The sequence below is a fragment of the Paraburkholderia hiiakae genome (assembly GCF_904848665.1).
Taxonomy (GTDB): Bacteria; Pseudomonadota; Gammaproteobacteria; order Burkholderiales; family Burkholderiaceae; genus Paraburkholderia; species Paraburkholderia hiiakae.
Map to the genome: position 1 here is coordinate 257,093 of NZ_CAJHCQ010000007.1, position 24,783 is coordinate 281,875.

Below are 24,783 nucleotides of genomic sequence, written 5' to 3' on the forward strand. Positions count from 1 at the left end.
GTGTGTCTTCCCGTGCGTCTGAATGTCGTTCAGTCGATTTGCTTTTGCCACGCGGCGAAGATTGCGCCGCACACCGCCACGCCGATCAGGAAGTAAAACCCGTCGAGCGAACTCAGAAAGCTCGCCTGCTGCGCGACCATGCGGCTCACCTGTGCGAGCGCGAGTCCGTGCGCTTCGCTCGCGGACCGGCCCATGAGTTCGAACGAATGCGTTAGCGTGGCATAGGTGCTCTGAAATGCCGGGTTGAACGGATTCACGAATTCGGCGAGCCGCGCCTGGTGCAGCGCGAGCCGGTGCTGCTCGACGATGATAACCGTGGCGGTCGCGAACGATATCGTCAACTGTCGGACGATGTTTTTCAAGCGGTAACCGTGCGTGAATTCTTCGATCGCGAAGATGCGGAACGTGAGGTTCGCGACGGGCAGCACGATGAAGAGCAGCAGGAGCCCGCGCAGCAGCAGCGGCGGGATGAGCCAGGCATCGCTTGCTTGCGGCGTGAGTCGCGTCATCCAGAGCGAGATGAACGCCGAGAGCACGAAGCCGGGCACGATGATCCACTTCTTGTGCGTGATGAGCTTCGCGTACCGGAAGTAGAAAAAAAGCGCGCCGGCCGAGATAAGCGACGTGACGCCGGTTAGGCGGCCGGCATTTTCGACGGGGTAGTTGAATCCGCCTTCGAGCAGCCGCGAGACGAGGTAGCTGAGCGCCGTGCTCAGGTAGTAATAGGCCATGTAGAGCAGCAGGCCCACCTGGAACGGTTTCTCGCGCAGCGCGTGCAGGCGCATGAGCGGCTTTGGATGATGCCACTGGTGCCAGCCGAACCAGGCGAGCGCGGTGATGCCGACCAGCGTGAGCAGGATGATTTCCGGCGACGCGCTGAAGAGTTCGAAGCGCACCTGCTGCATCGCGATTTGCAGCGCGCCCTGCGCAAACGCGAAGATGATATACGGCCAGAAGTGAGCTTCGCCGCGTTCCTCGGGCAGTAAGTGACCCGTATCGGGCAGCGCGAGCAGGGCTAGCGCGGCATAGAGCACGCCTGCGGGCGCGGAAAAGGCGAACAGGGCGCGCCAGTCGAAATGCGCGACGAGTTGGCCGCCCACGAGCGGCGCGAGCGCGCTGGAGAGCACGATAAGAATGAGGAACGCGCGCGTCGCGACCGGGCGTTGCTGCGGCGTGAAGCTGATCTGGATGAGGATGCGGCAGGTGCCCATCATCGGGCCGATGAAATAGCCCTGAAATCCACGCGCGAAGGCGAGTTCGATCGACGATTCGCACAGCGCCGCCGCGATCGCGCCGGCGGAATAGAGCAGCAGGCAGCTAGCCACGTAGCGCCGGTAACCCATGCGCTCCACCCACCATTGCTGCTGCAGGATGCCCAGAACGGCGCACACGGCGTAGGCGCTCGACGACCAGACGAGCTCATCCGGCGAAGCGTTGATGCCGCCTGCGATATGACTCGTGAAGAACGAGAAGATCGCGTTGTCGTAGTAGTCGAGGCCGGTCGCGAGGGCGAGCACCCACGGGAAAAAGTCGCCGCGCAGGCGCGCCGCGCTGAAGATCGGCTCGCGGGGCTGGGCCGTGCTCATGCCGATTCGTTGTCGCCGCGCGCTTTGCCCGAACGCTCTGCCGCGTTGCCGTCCTTGACGCTCGCGGCCGCCTTGCGGCGTCGAGTGGCGGCGAGGCGCTGCTCGATCAGTTGATCGGACGGCTCGCCTGCCAGGCGCCGCTGCAGGTAGTCGAGGTCGTCGGCAAGCTCCGCGCGCACCGTCTGCGCCTCTTTCAACTCGCGGCGCACGGCCGCAATGCGCGTGTCCAGCGTATCGATCTGCTGCGCAAGCGCGTCGGCGATCTGCTGGAGCGACTCTTGCGAATAGCGCCGGCGGCCTTCGCCGGCCTGTTCGAGCGGCCGCTTGAGCATTTCGGTGATGCCGTGCAGCGAAAAACCGAGCGCGCGCAGGCGCAGGATGCGCGAGAACTGTTCGAGGTCGTGCTCGTCGTAGAGCCGATAGCGGCCTTCGCTGCGCGAGGGGCTGACGAGCCCACGCTCTTCGTAATATTTGAGCGTGCGCGGCGTGACATTGAGCCGCTCGGCGGCGTCGCGCACCGTGAGCAGCGCAGGGGAATCCTTGGGCATGGGGAACTCTTTATTCGCCGTGGGGCGATCAAGGCATGCCGCGCATTATAGTTTAACGTGAACGTTCACGTACAGGTTGTGACGTGAAACGATGTGCTGCCGGAAAAGAAAAACGCCCGCGAATTCGCGGGCGTTTTGCGATGAATCAAGCGGGCGAGGGCCTTAACCGCCGCGGCGCATCATGTCGAAGAACTCGGAGTTGTTCTTCGTCTGACGGATCTTGTCGAGCAGGAATTCCATGGCCTCGACTTCGTCCATGTCGTGGATGAACTTGCGCAGCACCCAGATCTTCTGGAGGATGTCCGGCTTGATCAACAGCTCTTCGCGACGCGTGCCCGACTTGTTCAGGTTGATCGATGGATAGACGCGCTTTTCCGCGAGGCGGCGCTCGAGGTGCACTTCCATGTTGCCGGTGCCCTTGAACTCTTCGTAGATCACGTCGTCCATGCGGCTGCCGGTTTCGATCAGCGCCGTGCCGATGATGGTGAGCGAGCCGCCTTCTTCGATATTGCGCGCGGCGCCGAAGAAGCGCTTCGGGCGCTGGAGCGCGTTGGCGTCCACACCACCCGTGAGCACCTTGCCCGATGCGGGCACAACGGTGTTGTAGGCGCGGGCGAGACGCGTGATCGAGTCGAGCAGAATCACGACGTCGTGCTTCATTTCGACGAGGCGCTTAGCCTTTTCGATCACCATTTCGGCGACCTGCACGTGACGCGCAGCCGGTTCGTCGAAGGTCGAGGCGATCACTTCGCCCGCCACCGAGCGCTGCATTTCGGTCACTTCTTCCGGACGCTCGTCGATCAGCAGCACGAACAGGACTACGTCGGGGTGGTTCTGCTTGATGGCGTGCGCGATGTGCTGGAGCATCACGGTCTTGCCGGACTTGGGCGAGGCGACCAGCAGGCCGCGCTGACCCTTGCCGATGGGCGCGATCATATCGATGATGCGGCCCGTGACGTTTTCTTCGCCACGCATCTCACGCTCGAGCAGCAGCACCTTGTTCGGGTGCAGCGGCGTGAGATTCTCGAACATGATCTTGTGCTTCGAGGCCTCCGGCGCCTGGCCGTTGACCTTGTCGACCTTCACGAGCGCGAAGTACCGCTCGCCGTCCTTCGGCGTGCGCACTTCACCTTCGATCGTGTCGCCGGTGTGCAGATTGAAGCGGCGGATCTGCGACGGGCTGATATAGATATCGTCCGTGCTGGCGAGATACGAGGTTTCCGGCGAGCGCAGGAAGCCGAAACCGTCCGGGAGCACTTCGAGCGTGCCGTCACCGAAGATCGTTTCGCCCGTCTTGGCGCGCTTTTTGAGAATCGCGAACATGAGTTCCTGCTTGCGCAGGCGGTTCGCATTTTCGATCTCGAGGCCATTGGCCATCTCGATCAATTCAGACACGTGCTGAGACTTGAGCTCGGAAAGATGCATACGGAGAACCCGTCGGGGAGGATGCGACGAAAAGAATGGGGGAACAGAAGCGAGCGGAACCGCTCAAGGACTTTTGCGCGAAACTTTGCTTGAAGCTTTATAAGGGCGCCGGTAGACGCTTTATGAATTCTAGCATAGCACACGCCAAAAACCGTCAGTGAAGACCGACAGCAAGTTTCGACGTGTTTTTATGGTGCGTGTTGTCGCATGACAACACGCACCTTTGCGTGGCTCAATCCCTTGCTGGCCGGACGATGCGCCCGGGCAGGGGGGCGGCCAGCGAGGAAGTTACAGGTGGCTGTCCAGGAACGCGGTCAGCTGCGACTTCGAGAGTGCGCCGACCTTCTGTGCCGCCACGGCGCCGTTCTTGAAAAGGATCAGCGTGGGGATGCCGCGCACGCCGAACTTCACCGGCGTCGACTGGTGCTCGTCGACGTTGATCTTCGCGACCTGAAGGCGATCGCCATAATCCTTCGCGACTTCATCGAGAATCGGCGCGATCATCTTGCACGGACCACACCACTCGGCCCAGAAGTCCAGCAGCACGGGCTTGTCGGATTTCACGACGTCCTGTTCGAACGATGCGTCGCTGATATGCTTGATTTGTTCGCTCATTGTATGAATACCTCTTTCGATTCGAGGCAGAGTAAATTGCTCGCCACGATACACCAGAACTGAAAATTCATCCGGGGCCGCCAAGGCGGCCAGACCGAACCCGAGTCACACGTCCGAATCACACGCCATTCGCACGAAAACCACGTGGCCCAGCCAAATGCCGACGCCAGTGTAGCCTAAATCCCTATGCGTTGCCGACGGTGATAGTACTCATGCCGCAAGCAGGGTTTCCGTCCCCCAGGCCACATTCGGCGGGACATTCGGGCAGCGGCGCGAACATTTTCGCGGGGGCCTCTTCGTGCGACACCTCGTGCTCCTGCACGCTATCTGGAGGCGGTGCGGGCCGTTGCAAGTGGGGGCTCCCCATGGCGCGCAAGTATGTCCGGAGCGGCTCGGCGCGTTTTTTCGCACTGCAGCAGTCGCATTGCTGCGCGACCGATGTTAGAATGCGACGTGACGGGCCTCCTCGCATGGAGGGGCGGTCAACCTGGTCAGGTCGGGAACGAAGCAGCCACAGCCGTTTTCCGCCAGTGCCGAGGGTCAGGCTCGTCACCTTCCTCTTTTTTCTTCCAGTTCTTCCTCAGATACGACATGCCTGCCGCGCCACTGAGTGCGCGACGCAGTTCTTCGTTCGTCGTGTTTTCAAGCCTTCGTCGCCGCTGTTTTCGTCGTCCGTAATCGCTCGCTAGCGCCATTGCGCGGCGGCTGCGGGGTAAGTATTGGCCGCCTTTCGATTCATCTGAACGCGCGGGCGTTGCTGATACAATTTCCGCATGACCTATCAAGTTCTCGCACGCAAGTGGCGACCGAAGGATTTCGCTTCGCTCGTCGGACAGGAGCACGTGGTGCGCGCGCTCACGCATGCACTCGACGGCGGCCGCCTGCACCACGCGTATCTCTTCACGGGCACGCGCGGCGTGGGCAAGACGACGCTGTCGCGTATCTTCGCCAAGGCGCTCAATTGTGAGACCGGCGTGACGTCGAAGCCGTGCGGCGTGTGCCGTGCGTGCCGCGAAATCGACGAAGGGCGCTTTGTCGATTACGTCGAGATGGATGCGGCGAGCAATCGCGGCGTGGACGAAATGGCGGCGCTGCTGGAGCGTGCGGTCTATGCGCCGGTCGATGCGCGCTTCAAGGTCTATATGATCGACGAAGTGCACATGCTCACGAACCACGCCTTCAATGCGATGTTGAAGACGCTGGAAGAGCCGCCTCCCCATGTGAAGTTCATCCTCGCGACGACCGATCCGCAGAAGATTCCGGTTACGGTGCTGTCGCGCTGCCTGCAGTTCAATTTGAAGCAGATGCCGGCGGGCAACATCGTCGAGCATCTCACGCACATTCTCGGTGAGGAGAAGGTCGAGTTCGAGCTGCAGGCGCTGCGCCTGCTCGCGCGTGCGGCCGACGGCTCGATGCGCGACGCGCTTTCGCTCACCGACCAGGCCATCGCCTATTCGGCCAACCAGGTCACCGAAGAAGCGGTGCGCGGCATGCTCGGCGCGCTCGATCAAAGCTATCTCATTCGCCTGATCGACGCGCTCGTCGCTGGCGACGGCGCGAACGTGCTCGCCATCGCCGACGAAATGGCGCTGCGCAGCCTCTCGTTCTCCACGGCGCTGCAGGATCTTGCGAGTCTGTTCCACCGCATCGGCTGGGCGCAATTCGCGCCTTCGTCGGTGCTCGACGAGTGGCCCGAAGCCGACGAGATCCGCCGTTTTGCCGAGGTGTTGAGCCCGGAACAGGTCCAGCTTTTCTATCAGATCGCGACCCTCGGCCGCAGCGAGCTCGGCCTCGCGCCCGACGAATACGCGGGCTTCACGATGACGCTCCTGCGCATGCTCGCGTTCGAGCCTTCTGTGAGCGCGGGCAGCGTGGGCAGTGCGCCGGCTTCGAAACCCGCTGTGGCGGGCACGGGCGCACGTGCGTCGGCTGCGGTCGCGGCGTCGGCGCGTAGCGCGGAGCCTGCCGTTGCGCAGCCGGTCGCGCCGAAGGCGGCAGCTCCGGTGCCGCCGGCAGTAGAAGCCGCTCCGGCAAAGACGCCCGTTGTCGAGCCGCAAGCGAGTGCACCTGCGCCGCTCGCCAGGCCCGCGGCCGAAGCGCGCGTCGTGCCTCCGTGGGAAGACGAGGGCGAGTCTGCGCTGAACGTGAGCACGGCGCCGCAAGCGGCGGCGGCTGCCGCAGTCGAGCCGGCTGCTGCCGCTCCCGCAGAGGAGACGCAATCCGTTCAAAGCGCGGCCACTGCGCCCGAGCCGCAAGCCGAAGCGCGTGAAGAACCTGCCGCTGCGGCGTCCGCGCGCGGCGGAGCCAGCGCTGCGCTCGACGTGCTGCGCAGCAAGGGCATACGCGCTCCTACGGGCCGCGGCCCTGCTGTCGCTGCCGGCGCGGCCGCCCCGGCGCCCGCGCCGAAGGCTGCGCCGCGCATGGAAGTGAAGGTGCCGACGCCCGATCCTGCGCGCCGTGCCGCCGCCGCGCAGGAAGCGCAGACGCGCCAACCGGCGCGCAACGCCAACGCGCAGCAAGACGCCTCGGGTGCGCCTCCGTGGGACGATATCCCGCCCGACGACTACGTGCCGCTCGGCGCCGACGACGCGTATTTTGCGCCTCCCGACGATGGTTTCGTGCCTGCCTACGACAGCGAGCCGTCCGCGCCGCGCGCCGCTGCTTCGGTGCCGACGCCGTCGCCGGCCGTGGTCGATGTGAGCAAGCTGCCGCCGGGCATCCCGCTCGATCCGATCGGCTTCACGGGCGACTGGCCCGCGCTTGCCGCTACGCTTTCGCTCAAGGGCATCTCGTACCAGCTCGCCTTCAACAGCGAACTGACGGCGCTCGAAGGCACACTCCTCAAACTGAGCGTGCCGGTGCCGCAGTACGCCGAAGCCTCGCAGGTCGCGAAGCTCAAGGCGGCGCTCGCCGAGCGTCTTGGCAAGACCGTCGACGTGAGCGTGGAAGTCGGCCCTGCACGCCGTACGGCGGCCGCGATCGACGCAGCAGAGCGCGCCCAGCGTCAACGCGAAGCCGAGCGCGAAATCGGCGCCGATCCCTTCGTGCAGCAACTGATTCGCGACTTCGGCGCGAGCATCGTGCCGGGCTCGATCCGGCCGGTCGCGCCGGAAGCCGCATCGGGCGGCAGTCAGGCCGCCCACTGATTTGCGCCGCGCGGCGCCGGAAGCGTCGCGCGCTTTTGAGCGCATCGATTCGAACGACTACGATCCAGAAGGAGCAGTGACTATGTTGAAAGGCCAACTCGCAGGGCTCATGAAGCAAGCCCAGCAGATGCAGGAAAACATGAAGAAGATGCAGGAGCAGCTTGCCCAGATCGAAGTCGAGGGTCAGGCTGGCGCCGGTCTCGTCAAGGTCACGATGACCTGCCGCAACGACGTCCGTCGCGTGTCGATCGATCCGAGCCTGCTCGCGGACGACAAGGACATGCTCGAAGACCTCGTGGCCGCGGCGTTCAACGACGCGGTGCGCAAGGCCGAAGCCACGTCGCAGGAAAAGATGGGCGGTATGACCGCTGGTCTGCCGCTGCCGCCGGGCTTCAAGATGCCGTTCTAAGGAACGTTGCGAGCGCCGCGTCTGCTTTCGGCGGACCGGCGCCCGCGCGTCTAGCGTGCCCGGCCGTAGCTGGTACGGCTGTGCAGGCGCTGGCGTCGAGGCTTCAAAAGCACCAGGCAGCAGCAAGTCGTCGCAGGAAGCCACATTCGCTTCAAACCCCGTCGCGCATCTCGCGCTGAATCCGCATGAAACAACCTTCCGCTCTCGCCGCTCTCGTCGAGGCGCTGCGCGTGTTGCCCGGCGTCGGCCCGAAGTCGGCGCAACGCATGGCTTATCACCTGATGCAGCACGACCGCGACGGCGCCGAAAAGCTCGGCAACGCGCTCCTGTTCGCGACCGGGAATCTGAAGCATTGCGAGAAGTGCAATACCTTCACCGAAGCTCAGGTCTGCGAAACGTGTCTGGACGAAGAGCGTGACCCGACGCTCTTGTGTGTGGTCGAAACGCCCGCCGACCAGATCATGCTCGAACAGACCATGACGTATCGCGGGCTGTATTTTGTGTTGATGGGGCATCTGAGTCCGCTCGATGGCATCGGTCCGAAAGAGATCCATTTCGACCGCCTTGTGAAGCGCGCCTCGGATGGCGTCGTCAAGGAAGTGGTGCTCGCAACCAATTTCACGAACGAGGGCGAGGCGACGGCTCATTATCTCGGCCAGACGCTCAAGGCGCGTGGACTTGCCGTCACGCGCCTCGCACGCGGCGTGCCGGTGGGCGGCGAGCTCGAATACGTCGACGCGGGCACCATTGCACGGGCCATGCTCGACCGGCGCTCGATGTAGCGTCTCGCCATGCCTCGACACGCGGCGTATTCAACATTGGCGCCGCACGCCGAACAGAACGAAAGGAGACACCATGAGCGCAGCCGCCGCTTCCCCCGATTCCCAATCGAACGCATCCCCAGCCAAAGGCACGGGACCGCTTGCGGGTGTGAAAGTCCTCGAACTCGGCACGCTGATCGCCGGCCCCTTCGCCGCGCGCTTTCTCGGCGAGTTCGGCGCCGAGGTCATCAAGATCGAAGATCCCAAGGGCGGCGACCCGCTGCGCAAATGGCGCAAGCTCTACCCGGAAGCGGGTGGCACGTCGCTCTGGTGGGCTGTGCAGGCGCGCAACAAGAAGTCGGTCACGGTGAATCTCAAAGCCGAAGAGGGCAAGGAGATCGTGCGGCGCCTCGCGAAGGAAGCCGATATCGTCATCGAGAACTTCCGGCCCGGCCTCCTCGAAAAGCTCGGGCTCGGCTACGACGTGCTCTCGAAGGACAATCCCGGTCTCGTGATGGTGCGGCTCTCCGGCTACGGCCAGACTGGCCCGTACCGCGACCGTCCGGGCTTCGGCGCGATCGCCGAATCGATGGGTGGTCTGCGTCATATCACCGGCTATCCCGACTTGCCGCCGCCGCGCATCGGCATTTCGATCGGCGACTCGATTGCGGCTCTGCACGGCGTGATCGGCGCGATGATGGCGCTCCATCACCGCAACATGAACGGCGGCAGCGGCCAGATCGTAGACGTCGCGCTCTATGAAGCCGTGTTCAACATGATGGAGAGCGTCGTGCCCGAGTACGGTGTGTACGGCATGGTGCGCGAACGCACCGGCGCGTCGCTGCCGGGCATCGTGCCGTCGAATACGTATCCGTGCCGGGACGGCAGCATCGTGATCGGCGGTAACAGCGATCCGATCTTCAAGCGCTTGATGATGGCGATCGACCGCGCGGACCTCGCCAACGATCCGCAACTCGCGCACAACGACGGCCGCGTGCCGCGCACGGCGGAGATCGATGGCGCCATCGCGGCGTGGCTTTCCACACGTACCATCAACGAAGCACTCGACGTGCTCAACGCCGCCGACGTGCCCGTGGGCCGCATCTACAGTGTGGCCGACATGTTCGCCGATCCGCAGTTCGCGGCGCGCCAGATGATCCAGCAGTTCCGCTGGCAGGCGCCGGGTGAGAAGGACGGCGAGGGCGTGGATATCGCGCTGCCCTCGGTCACGCCCAAGCTCTCGGCAACGCCTGGCGACACGCGCTGGCTTGGGCCCGCGCTGGGCGAACATACCGATGAAGTCCTGCAGACGCTGGGTTACGACGCAGACCATATCGCACGGTTGCGTGAGCAACAAATTGTCTAGGACGGCTTGCATCATGCAAAACGGCTCGCACATCGCGAGCCGTTTTCGATTGACTTCCCGCGTTGCAGGAAACGTTCAGGGCTCGATCACGATCTTGCCCGTCACCTTGCGCGAAGCCATGTCCTTGAGCGCCTGCGCTGTGTCAGCGAGCTTATAGCGCTTTGAGACGTACGGCTTGAGTTTGCCTTCGCCGATCCAACCCACCATTTGCGCGAACGCTGCCGCATTGTGCTGTGGCTCGCGGCGCGCGAAATCGCCCCAGAACACGCCGACGAGACTCGCGCCCTTGAGCAGCGCGAGATTGAGCGGCAGCTTGGGAATCTCGCCATTCGCGAAGCCCACCACGAGATAGCGGCCGCGCCAGCCGATGCTGCGGAACGCCGGCTCCGCATACTCGCCGCCCACCGGGTCGTAGATCACGTCGGGGCCTTTGCCGTCAGTGAGCGCCTTGACGCGCTCGCGCAAGTCCTCGGTGCTGTAGTTGATGGTAGCGTCCGCACCGAAGCGGCGGCAGACTTCGAGCTTCTCCTCACTCGAGGCCGCCGCGATCACGCGCGCGCCAAGCACCTTGCCGATCTCCACCGCAGCGAGGCCCACGCCGCCCGCCGCGCCGAGCACGAGCATCGTTTCGCCTGCGCGCAGCGCGGCGCGATCGACCACGGCGTGGTGCGACGTGCCATACGCAAGCGTGAAGGCGGCTGCCGTCGCAAAGTCGGCGCCCTCGGGCAGCGCCACGCACGCCGATGCGTCCGCGAGCGCCTGTTCGGCGAATGCGCCAGTGCCCACATACGCCACCACGCGCGTGCCCGGTGCGAGCTTCACGCCTTCGCCCGCGGCGCGCACCACGCCTGCGAGTTCGGCGCCGGGCGTGAAGGGCAGCGGCGGCTTCATCTGATACTTGTTCTCGATGATGAGCACGTCGGGGAAGTTGACGGCCGCGGCCTTCACGTCGATCACCACCTGGCCCGGACCTGGCACGAGGTCGGGCGAGTCTTCGAGCGTGAGCGAGTCGGGCGGCCCGTACTGGTTGCAGCGGATTGCGCGCATCGTGTCTCCTGTCTTATCCGGTTCGGTTGCTTTCAATTGCATCGGTCATGGATTCGCTACAGCAGGAGAGTGTACGGCAATCTGCCTTGATGCGAACGATCGTGCGATTTATTTCGTGTCGGTGACAAGCGTCTTTCAAGACGTACTGCGAACGCGAATGCGTCCCGGATCGGCAAGTGATATCGACATCCAATGCAGGGTCCAACGCGCGCTGCCGCAAGGGCCGGGCTGTCGTTCGCGTGCCTTCTTTCCTCGGTTACAATCGCTCGATGCGAATACTACTCAGCAACGACGACGGTTATCTCGCCCCCGGCCTTGCGGCGCTCTATGAAGCGCTCAAGCCGCTCGGCGAAGTCACGGTCATGGCGCCCGAGCAGAACTGCAGCGCCGCATCGAACTCGCTTACGCTGTGGCGCCCGCTGTCGGTGTTGCGTTCTGCGAGCACCGGCTTCTTTTACGTGAACGGCACGCCCACCGACTCGGTGCACATCGCGCTCACGGGCATGCTCGACCAGCAGCCCGACCTCGTGGTCTCCGGCATCAACAACGGTCAGAACATGGGCGAGGACACGCTGTACTCGGGCACGGTGGCCGCGGCGACCGAAGGCATCATGTTCGGCATACCGGCCATTGCGTTTTCGCTCGTCGACAAAGACTGGGTGCATCTCGATTCCGCTGCGCGTGTTGCGGCCGAGATCGTTGCGCATTACCTCGCGAACCCGTTGCCGGGTCATCCGCTGCTGAACGTCAACATCCCGAACCTGCCGTACGAAGAGCTCGGCGATTGGCGCGTCACGCGCCTCGGCAAGCGTCATCCTTCGCAGCCCGTCATCCGCGAGACCAACCCGCGCGGCGAGCCGATCTACTGGATCGGGCCGTCGGGCAGCGCGCGCGATGCGAGCGAGGGCACGGACTTCCACGCGGTGTCGAACGGCCACGTGTCGATCACGCCGCTGCAACTCGATCTCACACATACGCAGATGCTGTCCGCGACGCACGACTGGGCGCGCAAGGGCGGCAGCGTTTCATGACGGGCGAGCGCACGAAGCGTTTTCCGCTCGGGCTCGCGGATCTCGTGCGCGAGCCGCGCAGGCGCGATACGCGCCCGGGCGACGCACGCACGCCGCTCGCGGGCAACAGCAGCGCCTCGAAACCGGGCGTCGGCGCGCTCGCGAAGCCGGGCGCGAAGGCAGGCACGCCGGCCGTTGCGAAGTCCATCGCAAGCACGCCGTTCAAGGCGCCGCCTGCGAAGCCGGTCAACGCGAAGCCAATGGGCGCAAAGCCGGCAAGTTCGATCAAGCCAGCGCCTCCTGGTGGTAGCGCGGCAGCGCCCCGCGCTGCAATCCCGGGTGGTGCGAGTGCGCCGCGTCCTGCCACCGCCGTTACGGGCGCGCCTGGCGTTGCACTCAACGGCGCGCATGCGCTGACTTCGGAACGCGTACGCGAACGCATGGTCGAACGCCTGCGTGCAAACGGCATTGCCGATGCGCGCGTGCTCCAGGCGCTCGCGGCCGTGCCGCGCCACATGTTCATCGACCCGGGTCTTGCGACCCAGGCCTACGAAGATGCGGCGTTGCCGATCGGTCATCACCAGACCATCTCGAAGCCTTCGGTGGTCGCGCGCATGCTCGAACTCGCGGGCGCGGGCCGCGTGCTGGAGCGCGTGCTGGAAATCGGCACCGGCTGCGGCTACCAGGCCGCCGTGCTGAGCCAGATTGCGCGCGACGTGTATTCCATTGAACGCATCAAGCCGTTATACGAGCGCGCGAAGACGAATCTTCGTCCGCTGCGTATCCCGAATATCCGCTTGCACTACGGCGACGGACGGCTCGGTTTGCCGTCGGCGGCGCCGTTCGACGCGATCGTGATCGCCGCCGCTGGCTTCGACGTGCCGCCGGCGCTGCTCGAGCAACTCGCCATCGGCGGGCGGCTCGTGGCGCCCGTGGCGGTGCCCGGCACGCAGGGTGCGGCCGGCGAAGCGACGCAGGTCCTCACGCTCGTCGAGCGCACGGGGCCGGCGCAGTGGCGGGAGTCACGCCTGGATCGCGTTTTCTTTGTCCCCTTAAAATCTGGAGTGATCTGAATCCGATGAGTATGTTGCGCGCGATCAAAAGAAACCGCCCGAATGTCGACCTGCCCGCAGCCACGCTGATCGCCGCCCAGCGCGGCACCGCGGTCGTCGCGCTCTGCCTTCTGGCCGCATGCGCCACGCGACTCGATCAGGCACCTGTGGTGGATCGCACCGCGCCGCTCGGCACGACGGCCACGCAGCCTCCGGTGCCGCTCGGGCCGCCGCCTCCGGGATACTACCGGGTGAAGCCGGGCGACACTCTCTATAGGATTGCGCTCGAAAACGGCCAGAATTATCGCGATATCGCGACGTGGAACAATCTCACCAATCCGAACCAGATTGAAGTGGATCAGTTGTTGCGCGTCGTGCCGCCGGGTGCGAATCCTTCGGCGTACACGCCGGGCGTCGTAACTGCGCCGGTTCCGGGCGTGGGTGCGGCGCCAGGCGCACCGGCAGCGGGGTCACCTGCGCAGCCGCCGATCTACGGCCCGGGTGCGAACGCATCGGCGCCAACGGCTGCCGTGCCGCCGCAGCCGGGTGCAAGCGGAAGTGACCTGGCCGCGGCGCCGGGCGGCAACATCGCGCTCGCGTGGCCGGTGCGTGGTCCGGTGCTCAACGGCTTCGACGATACGAAGAACAAGGGCATCAATATCGGCGGTGCGCCGGGCGATCCTGTCAAGGCAGCTGGCGATGGCCGCGTGGTTTATGCCGGAAATGGGCTGCGCGGTTACGGCAATCTCATTATCATCAAGCATGACGCGACGTTTTTGACCGCGTATGCACACAACCGGACTTTGATGGTAAAAGAAGGGGATGCGGTCACCAAAGGTCAGAAGATCGCCGAAATGGGCAATACCGACTCGGACCGGGTGATGCTGCATTTCGAAGTACGCCGTCAGGGTAAGCCCGTCGACCCACTGAAGTACTTGCCGCCGCAATAAAAGCGAGCCGACCATGCCGAAATCGAAGCGCCGTCTGCAGCAATCCGAGTCTGACAGCCAAGCCGCCCAGGTTTCGGTGGAGGACGGCGCGCAGGCGGGCGACGACGACGCGTCGCCCGACCTCGACGGCGGCCGCGATTTTGAGGAGCGCGAGGAACGCGAAGAGCGCGATTCCCCGGCCGACGAAGGCGGCTCGGGCGAGGGCGCCGAAACTACCGATGCCGCGCCCGACGCCGACGATTTCCGTGCCATGCTCCAGGCCGAACTCACGGCCGACACCATCCAGCATTATCTGAACCGGATCAGCGTGAAGCCGCTCCTCACTGTCGAGGAGGAGCAGCGCTACTCGCGCCTCGCCAAGGCCGGCGAATTCGAAGCGCGTCAGGTCATGATCGAGCGCAATCTGCGCCTCGTCGTCAGCATTGCCAAGGGTTATCTCAATCGCGGTGTGCCGCTGCTCGACTTGATCGAGGAGGGCAACCTCGGCCTCATGCACGCGATCGAGAAGTTCGATCCCACGCGCGGCTTCCGTTTCTCGACTTACGCGACCTGGTGGATCCGCCAGAGCATCGAGCGCGCAATCATGAACCAGGCGCGCACCGTGCGTTTGCCGGTGCACGTGATCCGCGAGCTCAACCAGGTGCTGCGCGCGAAGCGCCATCTGGAGAAGAATTCGCTCAACGCCGACTCGGCCTCCGAGCGGCGCGACGCGAGCATCGACGACATCGCGTATCTCACGGGCAAGACCACCGAGGAGGTCACCGATATTCTCGCGCTCAACGAACACACGGCTTCGCTCGACGCGCCGCTCGACCTTGATCCGGCCAGCAGCCTGCTCGACCTGCTTTCGGACGACCAGAGCCAGTCGCCGGATGCCGAAGTGCAGCACCGCGAGCTGGAAACGCTTACACGCGCGTGGCTCGGGCGTTTATCCGATAAGCATCGCCACGTCATCGAACGGCGCTTCGGGCTGAACCATATCGAGCCCGCCACGCTCGAAGAGCTGGCCGATGAAATGGGCCTCACTCGCGAGCGCGTGCGGCAAATCCAGCAGGAAGCGCTGGTGCGCCTCAAACGCTTTTTCGCTTCGAACGGCGTGCGCAAGGACGCCGTTCTCTAAATCCTCGCAGTCCATCTGAATGACAGTTCCTGTTCTCGTATTCGACATCGAGACGATTCCCGATGTCGACGGCATTCGCCGTCTCGAAGATCTGCCCGCCACGCTCACCGACACCGAAGTGGCCGAACACGCCTTCGCCGCGCGCCGCGAGAAAACCGGCAGCGATTTTCTGCCGCATCATCTGCAGCGCGTTGCCGCGATCTCGTGTGTGTTTCGCGACGGGCAAGGTTTTCGCGTGCGCTCGCTCGGCACGCCCGAAGACGGCGAAGCGCGCCTGATCGATTCGTTCTACCGCACGATCGAGAAGTATTCGCCGCAGCTCGTTTCGTGGAACGGCGGCGGCTTCGACTTGCCGGTGCTGCACTATCGCGCGCTTGTGCACGGCATTCGCGCGGTGCGCTACTGGGAAATGGGCGACGCGGACCGCGAGTTCAAGTGGAACAACTACATCGCCCGCTACCACACGCGCCACACCGACCTGATGGACCTGCTCGCGATGTACCAGCCGCGGGCGAACGCGCCGCTCGACGCGCTCGCGAAACTCTGCGGTTTTCCGGGCAAGCTCGGTATGGACGGCAGCCAGGTGTGGACCGCGTTTCAGGAAGGCCGCATCGAGGAGATCCGCAACTACTGCGAAACCGACGTGGTCAACACGTATCTGCTTTATTGCCGGTTTCAGATGATGCGCGGCGGTTTCACAGAGCGCGAATATGCGGATGAGATCGAGTTCGTGAAGCAGTCGCTCGCCGCGGAAACCGCGCCGCATTGGGACGAGTACCTCAAAGCGTTCGCCGGCTGAGCGCGCGGCCGGCCGGCTACCCCTTAGCTTAGTTCGAGCACGATCGGCTGATGATCGGAGGCCTGGGTCGCGCCGTCTATTTCGCAGCTTCGCAAGCGTGGGCGCAAATCCTCCGTGACAAAGGCGAAGTCGCACGTGAGCGGGCCGTCCGACCATTGCTTCGTGTCATAGATGCCGGCCGTGGGCGGTGGCGTCGCGCCGGCGTGGAGCGCGGTCCACGCGTCGATGAAGGCAGGGGTGCCCGCGAGCGGTTCGAGCATGCGTGTGTAGGCCTCGCTGCCCCATGCGCTGTTGAAGTCGCCGCACACGATCGCAGATACGGGGCGCGCGGTGCCGGCGAATGGGCCCACGTCGTTTTCGGCGGGCGCGGGATGCGCCGCGTGATCGGCGGCTTCTTGCTGCAGGCGCCGCAACTCGTCCACTTGCGCGAGCCGTTGGCGCAGCGAGTAGAACTCCAGATGGGTGATCAGCACGCGCAGGGCACCGCCCGGCGCGTCGAGCACGGCTTCGAGCGCCACGCGTTGCATTGAGGGCGCGGTGGAGTCGGCGGGCCACGGCAGGGCGTGGCGAAAAACCTGCGCGACCGGCAAGCGCGTGGCGAGCGCGTTGCCGAACTGGCGGCGCTGCATCGGCGCCACGCCTTGACGGGAGCCTTGCGCGTCAAGCTGTGCAGGCAAGTCGGCGCCGATTGCCTCGATGACCGTATAGGCGGGCAGGAGAGCCCGGAGCTCGGCGAACTGATCGTCGCCAGGACCACCTGGCAGCGCCCGAAATCCACGCGTGATTTCCTGCAGGCATAGCACGTCGAAGTCGGCGAGACGCTGCGCCTCGCGCACCGTGCGCGCGAGATCGACGACGCCAGAAGCGTCGCGCCCCCACTGCACATTCCAGCTGACCAGTTTCATCGGCACGCTCCTCGCTTGGCGCGGCGGCGGTTCCCGCACACGTTTAACCCTAGCCTGGTTTTTCTGCCGTGTTGTATGACAAATGTTGTTTGCGAAACGCCTTTCGCCCCGCTTGCTGGCGCGCTCGGGCGTGTAAGGCAGTAGCGGCATCGCTGCAGCGTAATGGCGTTAAATCCGGCGACCGTGACACGCGGCGCGCGCCGTGCCGGCCACGCGGTTGCCGCCGTCGAAATACACGGAGAACGGCACGTTGCGGGCACTGCCGAGATCGTATTTGCCGAGGTCGTACTGGAAACAGTCGAAGCCGTTAGTCTGGTAGCCGCGATCTGGCGGCCCCATACGCTTGTAGACTTCGCTCTGCGTCATGCCGGGCTGGATGGAGGCGACGAGTTGATCGGGCTGAATGGTCGGCCCGCACGCCGTGAGGCCCACGAGCGTCGTTGCGACGAGCGCACAAAGAGGTAGCTTGCTCACTTCGGTTCCATTGGTGAAGGGGTGGATATCCTTGCCGCCGCAACCGGCGTCAATCTATGGGACGATTCTGAAAGCGCCTGATCGAGCAGAATCAGTCGAGCAGGATGCGCAGGCCGAACAGGAGCAGCGCGAATAGAGCGATGGGGACCGCGAGGCTGGCAAAGCCGAGCAGCAGCCGGCGGTGCGTGCTCGTGCGCCTTGAAACCAGCGGTTCGGCGACGGTGGCGGCGCCGAGCGTGACAAGCAAAAGTGCGATCGATTGCAGGAAGACGAGGGCAGACATGATGGCGATTTCCTTTGCGTGAGTCGGACTTATCACGCGTCAGGAATCATCGTAGTGACGGGGCGCAGCGAACACGATCGGACAAGTTCGAAAACAGCAGCGAAGGAGCGCGGGCGCCGACTTCGACTACAATCTCGCCTTCGCCCACAATTCACTCATCGTCAGTCAGGAATCCGCTGGTGTCTCAAGCTGCCCCCGACCCTCAAGCCGAGCCTGCTCAGGCCGAGCCCATGCCGTCCACGCCCACGAAAAAGCGCAGCAAGCGCGAGCGCCGCGCCGAAAAGCGCGCCGCCATCGAAGCCTCAGTCGCTCATGCCCCCATTCTCGAGATCGAGTCGCTCGATATGGAGGCGCGCGGCGTTGGCCGCACCGTCACCGAGACGGGCGAGCCCGGCAAGGTGATCTTCGTCGAGGGCGCGCTGCCGGGCGAGCGCGTGACCTACTTGAGCTACCGCAAGAAGCCCACGTTCGAACAGGCGCAAGTGGTGAACGTGCTGCGCGAGAGCGCGATTCGCACGAAGCCGCAGTGCGCGTACTTCGGCACCTGCGGCGGTTGCTCGATGCAGCACCTCGACGTGCGTGCGCAGATCGCCGTCAAGCAGCGCGTGCTCGAGGACAACCTCATGCACATCTCGAAGGTGCGTTCGGAGACGATGTTCCGGCCGATTCACGGGCCGTCGTGGGGCTACCGCTATCGCGCGCGCCTCACGGTGCGTAACGTGCCGAAGAAGGGCGGCGTGCTGGTTGGCTTCCACGAGAAGAAGAGCAGCTATGTCGCCGACATGACGAGCTGCGAAGTGCTGCCCCCGAACGTCTCGGCGATGCTCGTGCCGCTGCGCCATCTCGTGGCCGCGCTGTCGATTTGCGATCGCATGCCGCAGATCGAACTCGCCGTGGGTTCGAGCGTGACGGCGCTCGTGCTGCGCATTCTCGAGCCGCTCACGGCCGCCGACGAAGACTTGCTGCGCGCGTTCGCCGACGAGCACAACGTTCAGTTCTGGCTGCAGCCGAAGGGCCCGGACACGGTGTTCCCGTTCTATCCGCTCGACAAGGCACTGGACTACACGCTGCCCGAGTACGGCATTCGCATGCCGTTCAAGCCGACGGACTTCACGCAGGTCAATCACCAGATCAACCGCGTGCTGGTGGGCCGCGCGCTGCGCCTGCTCGCGCCGGAGCCGGGCGACCGCGTGCTCGACCTGTTTTGCGGCATCGGCAACTTCACGCTGCCGCTCGCGCGTCTCGCGCGCGAAGTGGTGGGGATCGAAGGCAGCGATACGCTGACGGCCCGCGCGCTGGAAAATGCGCGTGCCAATGGCGTGGACGGGCATACGTCGTTTGCGTGCCGCAACCTGTTCGAAGTCACCGCGGACGACTTGCGCGCGCTCGGCCATTTCGACAAGTTCCTGGTCGACCCGCCGCGCGAAGGCGCGTTCGCGGTTTCCCAGGCGCTCGCGGAAATTGCGCAGAGCGGGGATGGCCCGCTGCCCAGGCGCATCGTCTACGTGTCGTGCAGTCCCGCGACGCTGGCGCGCGATGCGGGCGTGCTCGTCAAGGAGGCCGGTTACCGGCTCAAGGGCGCGGGTGTCGTCAACATGTTCCCGCACACGTCGCACGTGGAATCGATCGCGCTGTTCGAGCGCGATTGAGGAGACTCGCGCAGCGCAGGCGCGAAGCCGGCGCTGCCGCTGAAGCAAAAAAAACGCCACGGAAAACCGTGGCGTTTTGCTTTCCTGCGCGCCTCAAGCGTAGAGGCGCGGCGATCACCAGATCTGCCACCAGGACTTGTTTTCCTTGCCGGGGCGCGCGTGACCAGTGATGTACGGGCTGTCCGGGAAGGTGCCGGCGAGCACGCGGCGCGTGTCTTCGGCGAGCTGCGGCTGATCGAGCTTCTGGTACGACAGGATCATGATGTGCAGCGCGTCTTCGATCGCCGGCGCGCTCTTGTAGTCCTGGATCGCAAGCTGCGCGCGGTTGATGGCCGCCACATAGGCGCCGCGGCGGTAGTAGTAGTCCGCCGCATGCACTTCGTGCGAAGCGAGCGCGTTCACGATGTAACGCATGCGCTGGGCGGCGTCCGGGGCGTACTTGCTCTGCGGATACTTGTCGACCACCACCTTGAACGCGTCATACGACTCGCGCAGCGACTTCGGGTCGCGTTCGCTCATGTCCTGGCCCGAGAAACGGCCGAACAGACCCAGGTCGTCGTTGAAGTGGATCATGCCCTTGAGATAGTAGGCGTAGGCGACGTCCGGGTGATCCGGGTGCAGCTGGATGAAGCGGTTGATCGCCTGGTCGGCGGCGTCGTTCTCGTTGTCCTTCCAGTTGCAGTAGGCCACGTTGATCTGCGCCTGCTGGGCGAAGTGGCCGAACGGGTCGCGGCCCTGGAGTGCTTCGAAATATTTCGCGCACTTGCCCCAGTCACCACCGGAGAGCGCGTCTTGGGCCTCCGTATATAATTTGTTGTTGTTCCACGCCGCCGTTTCGTCGGTTTTTTCCGGCAGGCCGTGGCAGGCGGCGACCACGGCGAGCGCCGCGCCGCAGACAGCAAGGCGAACGACGTTGCCAATCTTGCCGAGCATGTTTGCTCGCGCCGCGCGCATTGCGTTTCGGGCCACCGCGTGTTGGGCCAGTTTCGTAATCGTGTTCAAGGCTCGCATTTATCCAGTCCAGCTTCAGGTCCACAGGTGACCCAGACTCAATGACCCGTACAGTTATTCCGGGGGCCGGCGCTCCCGGCGCCCAAAACAGCATCAGCGATTATAGCCTGGGCGATGCGCCCGATGACGCAGCCGCCAGTAAGGCGTTCGATGGCGAACGCGCACGCGAGGACGCCGGTGGCGCCCCGCGTGCGCGCGTCGACGAAGCCCCGCGCTCGATTCAGGTGCCTGATGAACTCGCAGGCGAGCGCCTCGACAAGGTGCTCGCCAAAATATTTCCGGAATTTTCACGCAGCCGTTTGCAGGGCTGGATCGAGGAGCAGCGCGTGCGCGTGGACGGAAAGCCGGCCAAGGTGCGCCAGCCGGTGCCGCTCGGCGCGACCATCGAACTCGTGCCGGACCTTCTGCCCGAGCAGCTCGCGTTCACGCCCGAGCCGGTACCGCTCGACATCGTCTTTGAGGACGATGCCATCGTGGTCATCAACAAGCCCGCCGGGCTCGTCGTGCATCCGGCGGCCGGCAACTGGAGCGGCACGCTCCTCAACGGCCTCCTGCATCGCTATGGCGAAGCGGCGGCGGGGCTGCCGCGCGCCGGTATCGTCCATCGGCTCGACAAGGAAACGTCCGGGCTGATGGTCGTCGCGCGCACGCTTCAAGCGCAAACCGACCTCGTGCGCCAGTTGCAGGCGCGCACGGTCAAGCGCCGCTATCTCGCGCTCGTCTGGGGCAACATGGCCGAAGAAGGCACCATCGACGCGCCCATCGGCCGCGACCCGCGCGAGCGCACGCGCATGGCGGTGATGAAGGGCGCTTCGGGCAAGCCGGCGCGCACGCACTTCCGGCGTATCGACAAGACGCTCTGGCACAACCAGCCCATTAGCGCCATTCATTGCGATCTGGAAACGGGGCGCACACACCAGATTCGTGTGCACTGCGCGCATATCGGCCATCCTTTGCTGGGCGATCCGGTCTATGGCCACGCGCGCGGCAAGCGCTCGGTCGCGGCGCTGCCCGACGGCTTTGCGCGCCAGGCGCTGCACGCGTGGCGCCTGGGCCTCGTTCATCCGGTCACGGGCCGCGCGATGCAATGGCGCGCCGAAGTGCCCGACGACCTGGATGCGCTGATCGAGGCGCTCGGCTTCGGCGGCAAGGAAGACGAGGACGAAGTCGGCTTCGATGACGACATGTTCGACAGCGCCTACACCGACGAAGGCTACGTGATCGGCAGTGACGAAGACGATTACGAAGACGATGAAGAAGGCGACGATCCGCGAGACGAGGACAAGCACGCATGACGACCTGCCCGGAACTGACATCCGCCGATTTGTTGCATCCCGACTGGCAGGTTTCGCCGCGCGTGCGCGCGCTGGTCACGACGCGTAACGGCGGCGTGAGCGAGCCGCCATTCGGGCGTTGGCAGGCGGCACAGGGCAGTGAAGGTGGTGAGGGCGTCGATCTCCCCGGTGGCCTGAATCTAGGCCGCGGCTCCGCCGACGATCTCGTGCACGTCGAGGCGAACCGCGAACGGCTGCTCGCGCATGCGGGCGTGCCTGCCGCGTGGCTCAAGCAGATCCACGGCCCCGTCGTGGTCGACACCGCGCACGCGCTCGCCGCCGCGCGCGCGGGCACTCCGCTCGAAGCCGATGCGAGCGTCACCGCCGAGCCGGGCATCGCCTGCACGGTGATGGTGGCCGACTGCATGCCCGTCTTGCTGTGCGATGGCGAGGGCCGCGCCGTGGGCGCCGCGCACGCCGGTTGGCGTGGGCTGGCCGCGGGCGTCATCGAGCGCACGGCCGAGCGCGTCGCTGCGCTCGCGGGCTGTGCGACTGCCGACCTGCATGCGTATCTCGGCCCCGTGATCGGGCCGACGGCCTTCGAGGTCGGTGCAGATGTGCGTGACGCGTTCATGACCCATGTGGAGCATGTCGACGCGGCACAACGCGATGCGCACCGCGCGGCCACCGCGGCGGCCTTCGTCGCGCGCCCCGACGCGAGCGGCAAATACCTCGCCAATCTTCCTGCATTGGCGCGGCTGCGGCTCGATACGCTCGGTGTGCGCCACGCAACGGGCGGCGACATGTGCACGGTCACGCTGCGCGAGCGCTTCTACTCGTACCGGCGCGATCGCGTCACCGGCCGCATGGCCGCGTTGATCTGGCTCCATCCCTGACTTTGCCGCGACGCGCCGCCGTGATGCAGCGCGGCGTCGCGTCATGAGTCGGATGATTTTTGTTGCGCTGCAGCTATTCCCGCAAAGCGCTATGCGTCACCCGCGGCGCATCGATTCCCCATTTCCCTCATTGCACTGCAAGCACTTGCCGCCATGGTGGATTTCTGTGCGCCAGACCGCACAGCGATGTGTCGCGACAGTTAAATGATCGATTACATCGGGAAAACGATAATTAAAAAAATATCGCAGCGCGGCAAAATCGGGCACAAGCATTGACACGCTTTGCAATGGGGAGCAAGAATGTCCCTCACCCACGGGACAGGTCGTGACGAGCGCCGCAACGGCGTCCGTATGCGTACCACCTGCCTCTCAACCAGTCCTTCGGGACACATCGGTCAAAAGCAGGCATGACGGCATCTCAACGTTCCAAGACTGCCCCGGGCACGGGCGCCTCAACTGATGGTGCAACGCGCGGCAATCAGCCTTTCGCTCCCGACGCAGCTGGCATGCAGCAATATCTCGACGCGTGGACGAACGCCTGGAAAAGCGCTCTGAATGCTGCGCAGCAAACGGGCGGCGCGGCGCAGCAAGCACCCTTCGCGGGACTTGCGGCCAACTGGTGGCCGCCGGCAGGCAACGGTGCGCCGGGCAACCCCTTCGCTGCAGGCAATCCTTTCTCAGCGGGTAATCCCTTTGCCGCGGCCAATCCGTTCGGTGCCGGTGGTCCTTTCGGTGCAGCCAATCCATTCGGTGGCGCGAATCCGTTCGAAGGTTTCAAGGTTCCCACGGCATCGATCGAACCCACGCGGCTGCAGCATCTGCAAGCGGAATATTCGCGAGATGCGCTCGACTTGCTGCGCCAGGCCACCGACACCACGCCCAAAGCGCCCGAACTGAAGGACCGGCGATTTAGCTCCGATGCCTGGAAGGCAACGCCCGCGTATGCGTTCACAGCAGCGTGGTATCTGCTCAACGCGCGCTACCTGCATGAACTCGTCGACGCGATCGATACCGATGCGAAAACGCGCGAGCGCATTCGCTTCGCCGTTCAGCAGTGGACCGCGGCGGCCTCGCCAAGCAACTTCCTCGCGCTCAATCCCGACGCGCAAAGCGCCTTGCTCGAGACCCACGGCGAGAGCCTGCGCCAGGGTGTCATGAACCTGCTCGGCGACATGTCGCGCGGCAAGATCTCGCAAACCGACGAATCGCGCTTCGTGGTGGGCCGCAATCTCGCGACCACCGAAGGTTCGGTCGTGTTCGAGAACGCGCTCTTCCAGCTGATCCAGTACAAGCCACGCACGGCCACAGTGCGCGAGCGGCCGCTTCTGATCGTGCCGCCGTGCATCAACAAGTACTACATCCTCGACCTGCAGCCCGAGAACTCGCTCGTCGCATATGCGCTGGAGCAGGGGCAGCAGGTGTTCCTCGTCTCGTGGCACAACGGCGACGCGTCGATCGCGGACCGCTCCTGGGACGACTACATCGAAGAGGGCGTGCTCACGGCCATCGAGACGACGCGCAGCATCAGCGAGCGCGAGCAAATCAACACGCTCGGTTTCTGCGTGGGCGGCACGCTGCTCGCCACGGCGCTGTCCGTCGCGGCGGCGCGCGGCGAACATCCCGCTGCCTCCATGACGCTGCTCACCGCGATGCTCGACTTCGGCGACACGGGTGTACTCGATGTGTTCGTCGACGAGGCCCACGTGCAGATGCGCGAGCAGACCATCGGTGGCAAGAATGGCGGCACGCCGGGCCTCATGCGCGGCGTCGAGTTCGCCAACACGTTCTCGTTCCTGCGGCCCAACGATCTGGTCTGGAACTACGTCGTCGACAATTACCTGAAGGGCCGTACGCCCGCGCCGTTCGACCTGCTGTTCTGGAACAGCGACTCGACGAGCCTGCCGGGGCCGATGTACGCGTGGTACCTGCGCAACACGTACCTGGAAAACAAGCTGCGTGAGCCCGGTGCGCTCACGGTGTGCGGCGAGCAAGTGGATCTTTCGCGCATCGACGTGCCGACTTTCATCTACGGCTCGCGAGAGGATCACATCGTGCCCTGGCGCACGGCTTACGCGTCGATCCCGCTGCTGTCCGGGCCGCTGAAATTTGTGCTTGGCGCGTCGGGGCATATTGCGGGCGTGATCAACCCGGCGTCGAAGAACAAGCGCAGCTTCTGGAGCATCGAGGCCGACGAGAAGCATCTGCCGGAAGAGGCTGACGACTGGTTAGCCGTTGCTGAGGAGAAACCCGGCAGCTGGTGGTCGACCTGGGCCGAGTGGCTCGATCAGTACGGCGGCAAGAAGGTGAAGCCGCGTGCGCAAGCCGGCTCGGCGGAATTCCCCGAGATCGAGCCGGCGCCGGGGCGTTATGTGCAGCAGCGCGATTGAAGCGATTCAAGCGCTTGATACGCTTGCTGCGGAATTCGGATTAACAACTTGACGGGCGGGGCGCATGGCG

General features: G+C 64.7%; 22 protein-coding genes and 1 other RNA gene. 14 read left to right on the forward strand and 9 right to left on the reverse strand.

Going from position 1 to position 24,783, the window contains the following annotated elements:
• Positions 1-29: 29 nt before the first annotated feature.
• From JMY28_RS16090 to trxA, 4 genes are all read right to left on the reverse strand, one after another.
• Positions 30-1,586 (reverse strand): MFS transporter, encoded by a 1,557-nt coding sequence (locus JMY28_RS16090; RefSeq protein ID WP_201696913.1) that lies wholly within the window; start codon positions 1,584-1,586, stop codon positions 30-32.
• Entirely contained in the window at positions 1,583-2,134 is a 552-nt protein-coding gene (locus JMY28_RS16095; protein ID WP_201696914.1) for a MerR family transcriptional regulator, read from the reverse strand. Before JMY28_RS16095 ends, JMY28_RS16090 begins: the two co-directional genes overlap by 4 nt.
• Positions 2,135-2,296: 162 nt before the next feature.
• Positions 2,297-3,559, reverse strand: coding sequence for a transcription termination factor Rho (gene rho, locus JMY28_RS16100; protein ID WP_103705944.1), 1,263 nt, complete (start codon positions 3,557-3,559; stop codon positions 2,297-2,299).
• Between the two features lie 288 nt (positions 3,560-3,847).
• Positions 3,848-4,174 (reverse strand): thioredoxin TrxA, encoded by a 327-nt coding sequence (trxA, locus tag JMY28_RS16105; RefSeq protein WP_027818380.1) that lies wholly within the window; start codon positions 4,172-4,174, stop codon positions 3,848-3,850.
• 455 nt (positions 4,175-4,629) lie between these two features.
• On the opposite strand from trxA, the gene ffs reads away from it, so the two are divergent.
• From ffs to JMY28_RS16130, 5 genes are all read left to right on the forward strand, one after another.
• Positions 4,630-4,728: signal recognition particle sRNA small type (gene ffs / locus JMY28_RS16110), an RNA gene on the forward strand.
• Positions 4,729-4,947: 219 nt separating this feature from the next.
• Positions 4,948-7,320 (forward strand): DNA polymerase III subunit gamma/tau, encoded by a 2,373-nt coding sequence (gene dnaX, locus JMY28_RS16115; RefSeq protein ID WP_201696915.1) that lies wholly within the window; start codon positions 4,948-4,950, stop codon positions 7,318-7,320.
• A gap of 82 nt (positions 7,321-7,402) precedes the next feature.
• On the forward strand, positions 7,403-7,729 hold the full coding sequence (locus tag JMY28_RS16120) for a YbaB/EbfC family nucleoid-associated protein (RefSeq protein WP_028204938.1): 327 nt from the start codon (positions 7,403-7,405) through the stop codon (positions 7,727-7,729).
• 185 nt (positions 7,730-7,914) lie between these two features.
• Positions 7,915-8,511, forward strand: coding sequence for a recombination mediator RecR (gene recR / locus JMY28_RS16125; RefSeq protein ID WP_028204939.1), 597 nt, complete (start codon positions 7,915-7,917; stop codon positions 8,509-8,511).
• 73 nt (positions 8,512-8,584) lie between these two features.
• Entirely contained in the window at positions 8,585-9,856 is a 1,272-nt protein-coding gene (locus JMY28_RS16130; protein ID WP_201696916.1) for a CaiB/BaiF CoA transferase family protein, read from the forward strand.
• 75 nt (positions 9,857-9,931) lie between these two features.
• On the opposite strand, the gene JMY28_RS16135 is transcribed toward JMY28_RS16130, so the two are convergent.
• Complete coding sequence (locus JMY28_RS16135; protein ID WP_201696917.1) at positions 9,932-10,903, reverse strand: NADPH:quinone oxidoreductase family protein; 972 nt, start codon at positions 10,901-10,903, stop codon at positions 9,932-9,934.
• Between the two features lie 269 nt (positions 10,904-11,172).
• Here JMY28_RS16135 and surE point away from each other — a divergent pair, with 269 nt between their 5' ends.
• The 5 genes from surE to JMY28_RS16160 are packed head-to-tail and all read left to right on the forward strand — an operon-like array spanning position 11,173 to position 15,834.
• A complete protein-coding gene (gene surE, locus JMY28_RS16140; protein ID WP_201696918.1) occupies positions 11,173-11,934 on the forward strand; it encodes a 5'/3'-nucleotidase SurE in 762 nt (253 codons plus the stop codon).
• Complete coding sequence (locus JMY28_RS16145; protein ID WP_201696919.1) at positions 11,931-12,986, forward strand: protein-L-isoaspartate(D-aspartate) O-methyltransferase; 1,056 nt, start codon at positions 11,931-11,933, stop codon at positions 12,984-12,986. The genes surE and JMY28_RS16145 overlap by 4 nt, the downstream gene beginning before the upstream one ends.
• Positions 12,987-12,991: 5 nt before the next feature.
• Positions 12,992-13,915 (forward strand): peptidoglycan DD-metalloendopeptidase family protein, encoded by a 924-nt coding sequence (locus JMY28_RS16150; RefSeq protein WP_201696920.1) that lies wholly within the window; start codon positions 12,992-12,994, stop codon positions 13,913-13,915.
• 13 nt (positions 13,916-13,928) lie between these two features.
• Positions 13,929-15,035, forward strand: a complete 1,107-nt coding sequence (gene rpoS / locus JMY28_RS16155; RefSeq protein ID WP_201696921.1) for an RNA polymerase sigma factor RpoS — start codon at positions 13,929-13,931, stop codon at positions 15,033-15,035.
• Between the two features lie 19 nt (positions 15,036-15,054).
• Entirely contained in the window at positions 15,055-15,834 is a 780-nt protein-coding gene (locus tag JMY28_RS16160; protein WP_201696922.1) for a 3'-5' exonuclease, read from the forward strand.
• Positions 15,835-15,857: 23 nt separating this feature from the next.
• On the opposite strand, the gene JMY28_RS16165 is transcribed toward JMY28_RS16160, so the two are convergent.
• From JMY28_RS16165 to JMY28_RS16175, 3 genes are all read right to left on the reverse strand, one after another.
• Positions 15,858-16,739, reverse strand: a complete 882-nt coding sequence (locus JMY28_RS16165; protein WP_201696923.1) for an endonuclease/exonuclease/phosphatase family protein — start codon at positions 16,737-16,739, stop codon at positions 15,858-15,860.
• A 168-nt stretch (positions 16,740-16,907) separates the two neighbouring features.
• A complete protein-coding gene (locus tag JMY28_RS16170) occupies positions 16,908-17,213 on the reverse strand; it encodes an outer membrane protein assembly factor BamE (protein WP_201696924.1) in 306 nt (101 codons plus the stop codon).
• Positions 17,214-17,304: 91 nt separating this feature from the next.
• A complete protein-coding gene (locus JMY28_RS16175; protein ID WP_201696925.1) occupies positions 17,305-17,496 on the reverse strand; it encodes a hypothetical protein in 192 nt (63 codons plus the stop codon).
• Between the two features lie 344 nt (positions 17,497-17,840).
• Here JMY28_RS16175 and rlmD point away from each other — a divergent pair, with 344 nt between their 5' ends.
• Entirely contained in the window at positions 17,841-19,145 is a 1,305-nt protein-coding gene (gene rlmD / locus JMY28_RS16180) for a 23S rRNA (uracil(1939)-C(5))-methyltransferase RlmD (protein WP_236596897.1), read from the forward strand.
• A gap of 114 nt (positions 19,146-19,259) precedes the next feature.
• On the opposite strand, the gene JMY28_RS16185 is transcribed toward rlmD, so the two are convergent.
• Positions 19,260-20,099 (reverse strand): outer membrane protein assembly factor BamD, encoded by an 840-nt coding sequence (locus JMY28_RS16185; protein WP_407945512.1) that lies wholly within the window; start codon positions 20,097-20,099, stop codon positions 19,260-19,262.
• 98 nt (positions 20,100-20,197) lie between these two features.
• Here JMY28_RS16185 and JMY28_RS16190 point away from each other — a divergent pair, with 98 nt between their 5' ends.
• The 3 genes from JMY28_RS16190 (at position 20,198) to phaC (ending at position 24,713) form a co-directional block, all read left to right on the forward strand.
• Entirely contained in the window at positions 20,198-21,451 is a 1,254-nt protein-coding gene (locus JMY28_RS16190; RefSeq protein WP_201696927.1) for an RluA family pseudouridine synthase, read from the forward strand.
• Positions 21,448-22,326 carry a peptidoglycan editing factor PgeF gene (gene pgeF, locus JMY28_RS16195; RefSeq protein WP_201696928.1) on the forward strand — a complete coding sequence of 293 codons (879 nt, stop codon included), beginning with the start codon at positions 21,448-21,450 and terminating at the stop codon, positions 22,324-22,326. The genes JMY28_RS16190 and pgeF overlap by 4 nt, the downstream gene beginning before the upstream one ends.
• Before the next feature lie 407 nt (positions 22,327-22,733).
• Positions 22,734-24,713 (forward strand): class I poly(R)-hydroxyalkanoic acid synthase, encoded by a 1,980-nt coding sequence (gene phaC / locus JMY28_RS16200; RefSeq protein ID WP_407945509.1) that lies wholly within the window; start codon positions 22,734-22,736, stop codon positions 24,711-24,713.
• Positions 24,714-24,783: the final 70 nt, after the last annotated feature.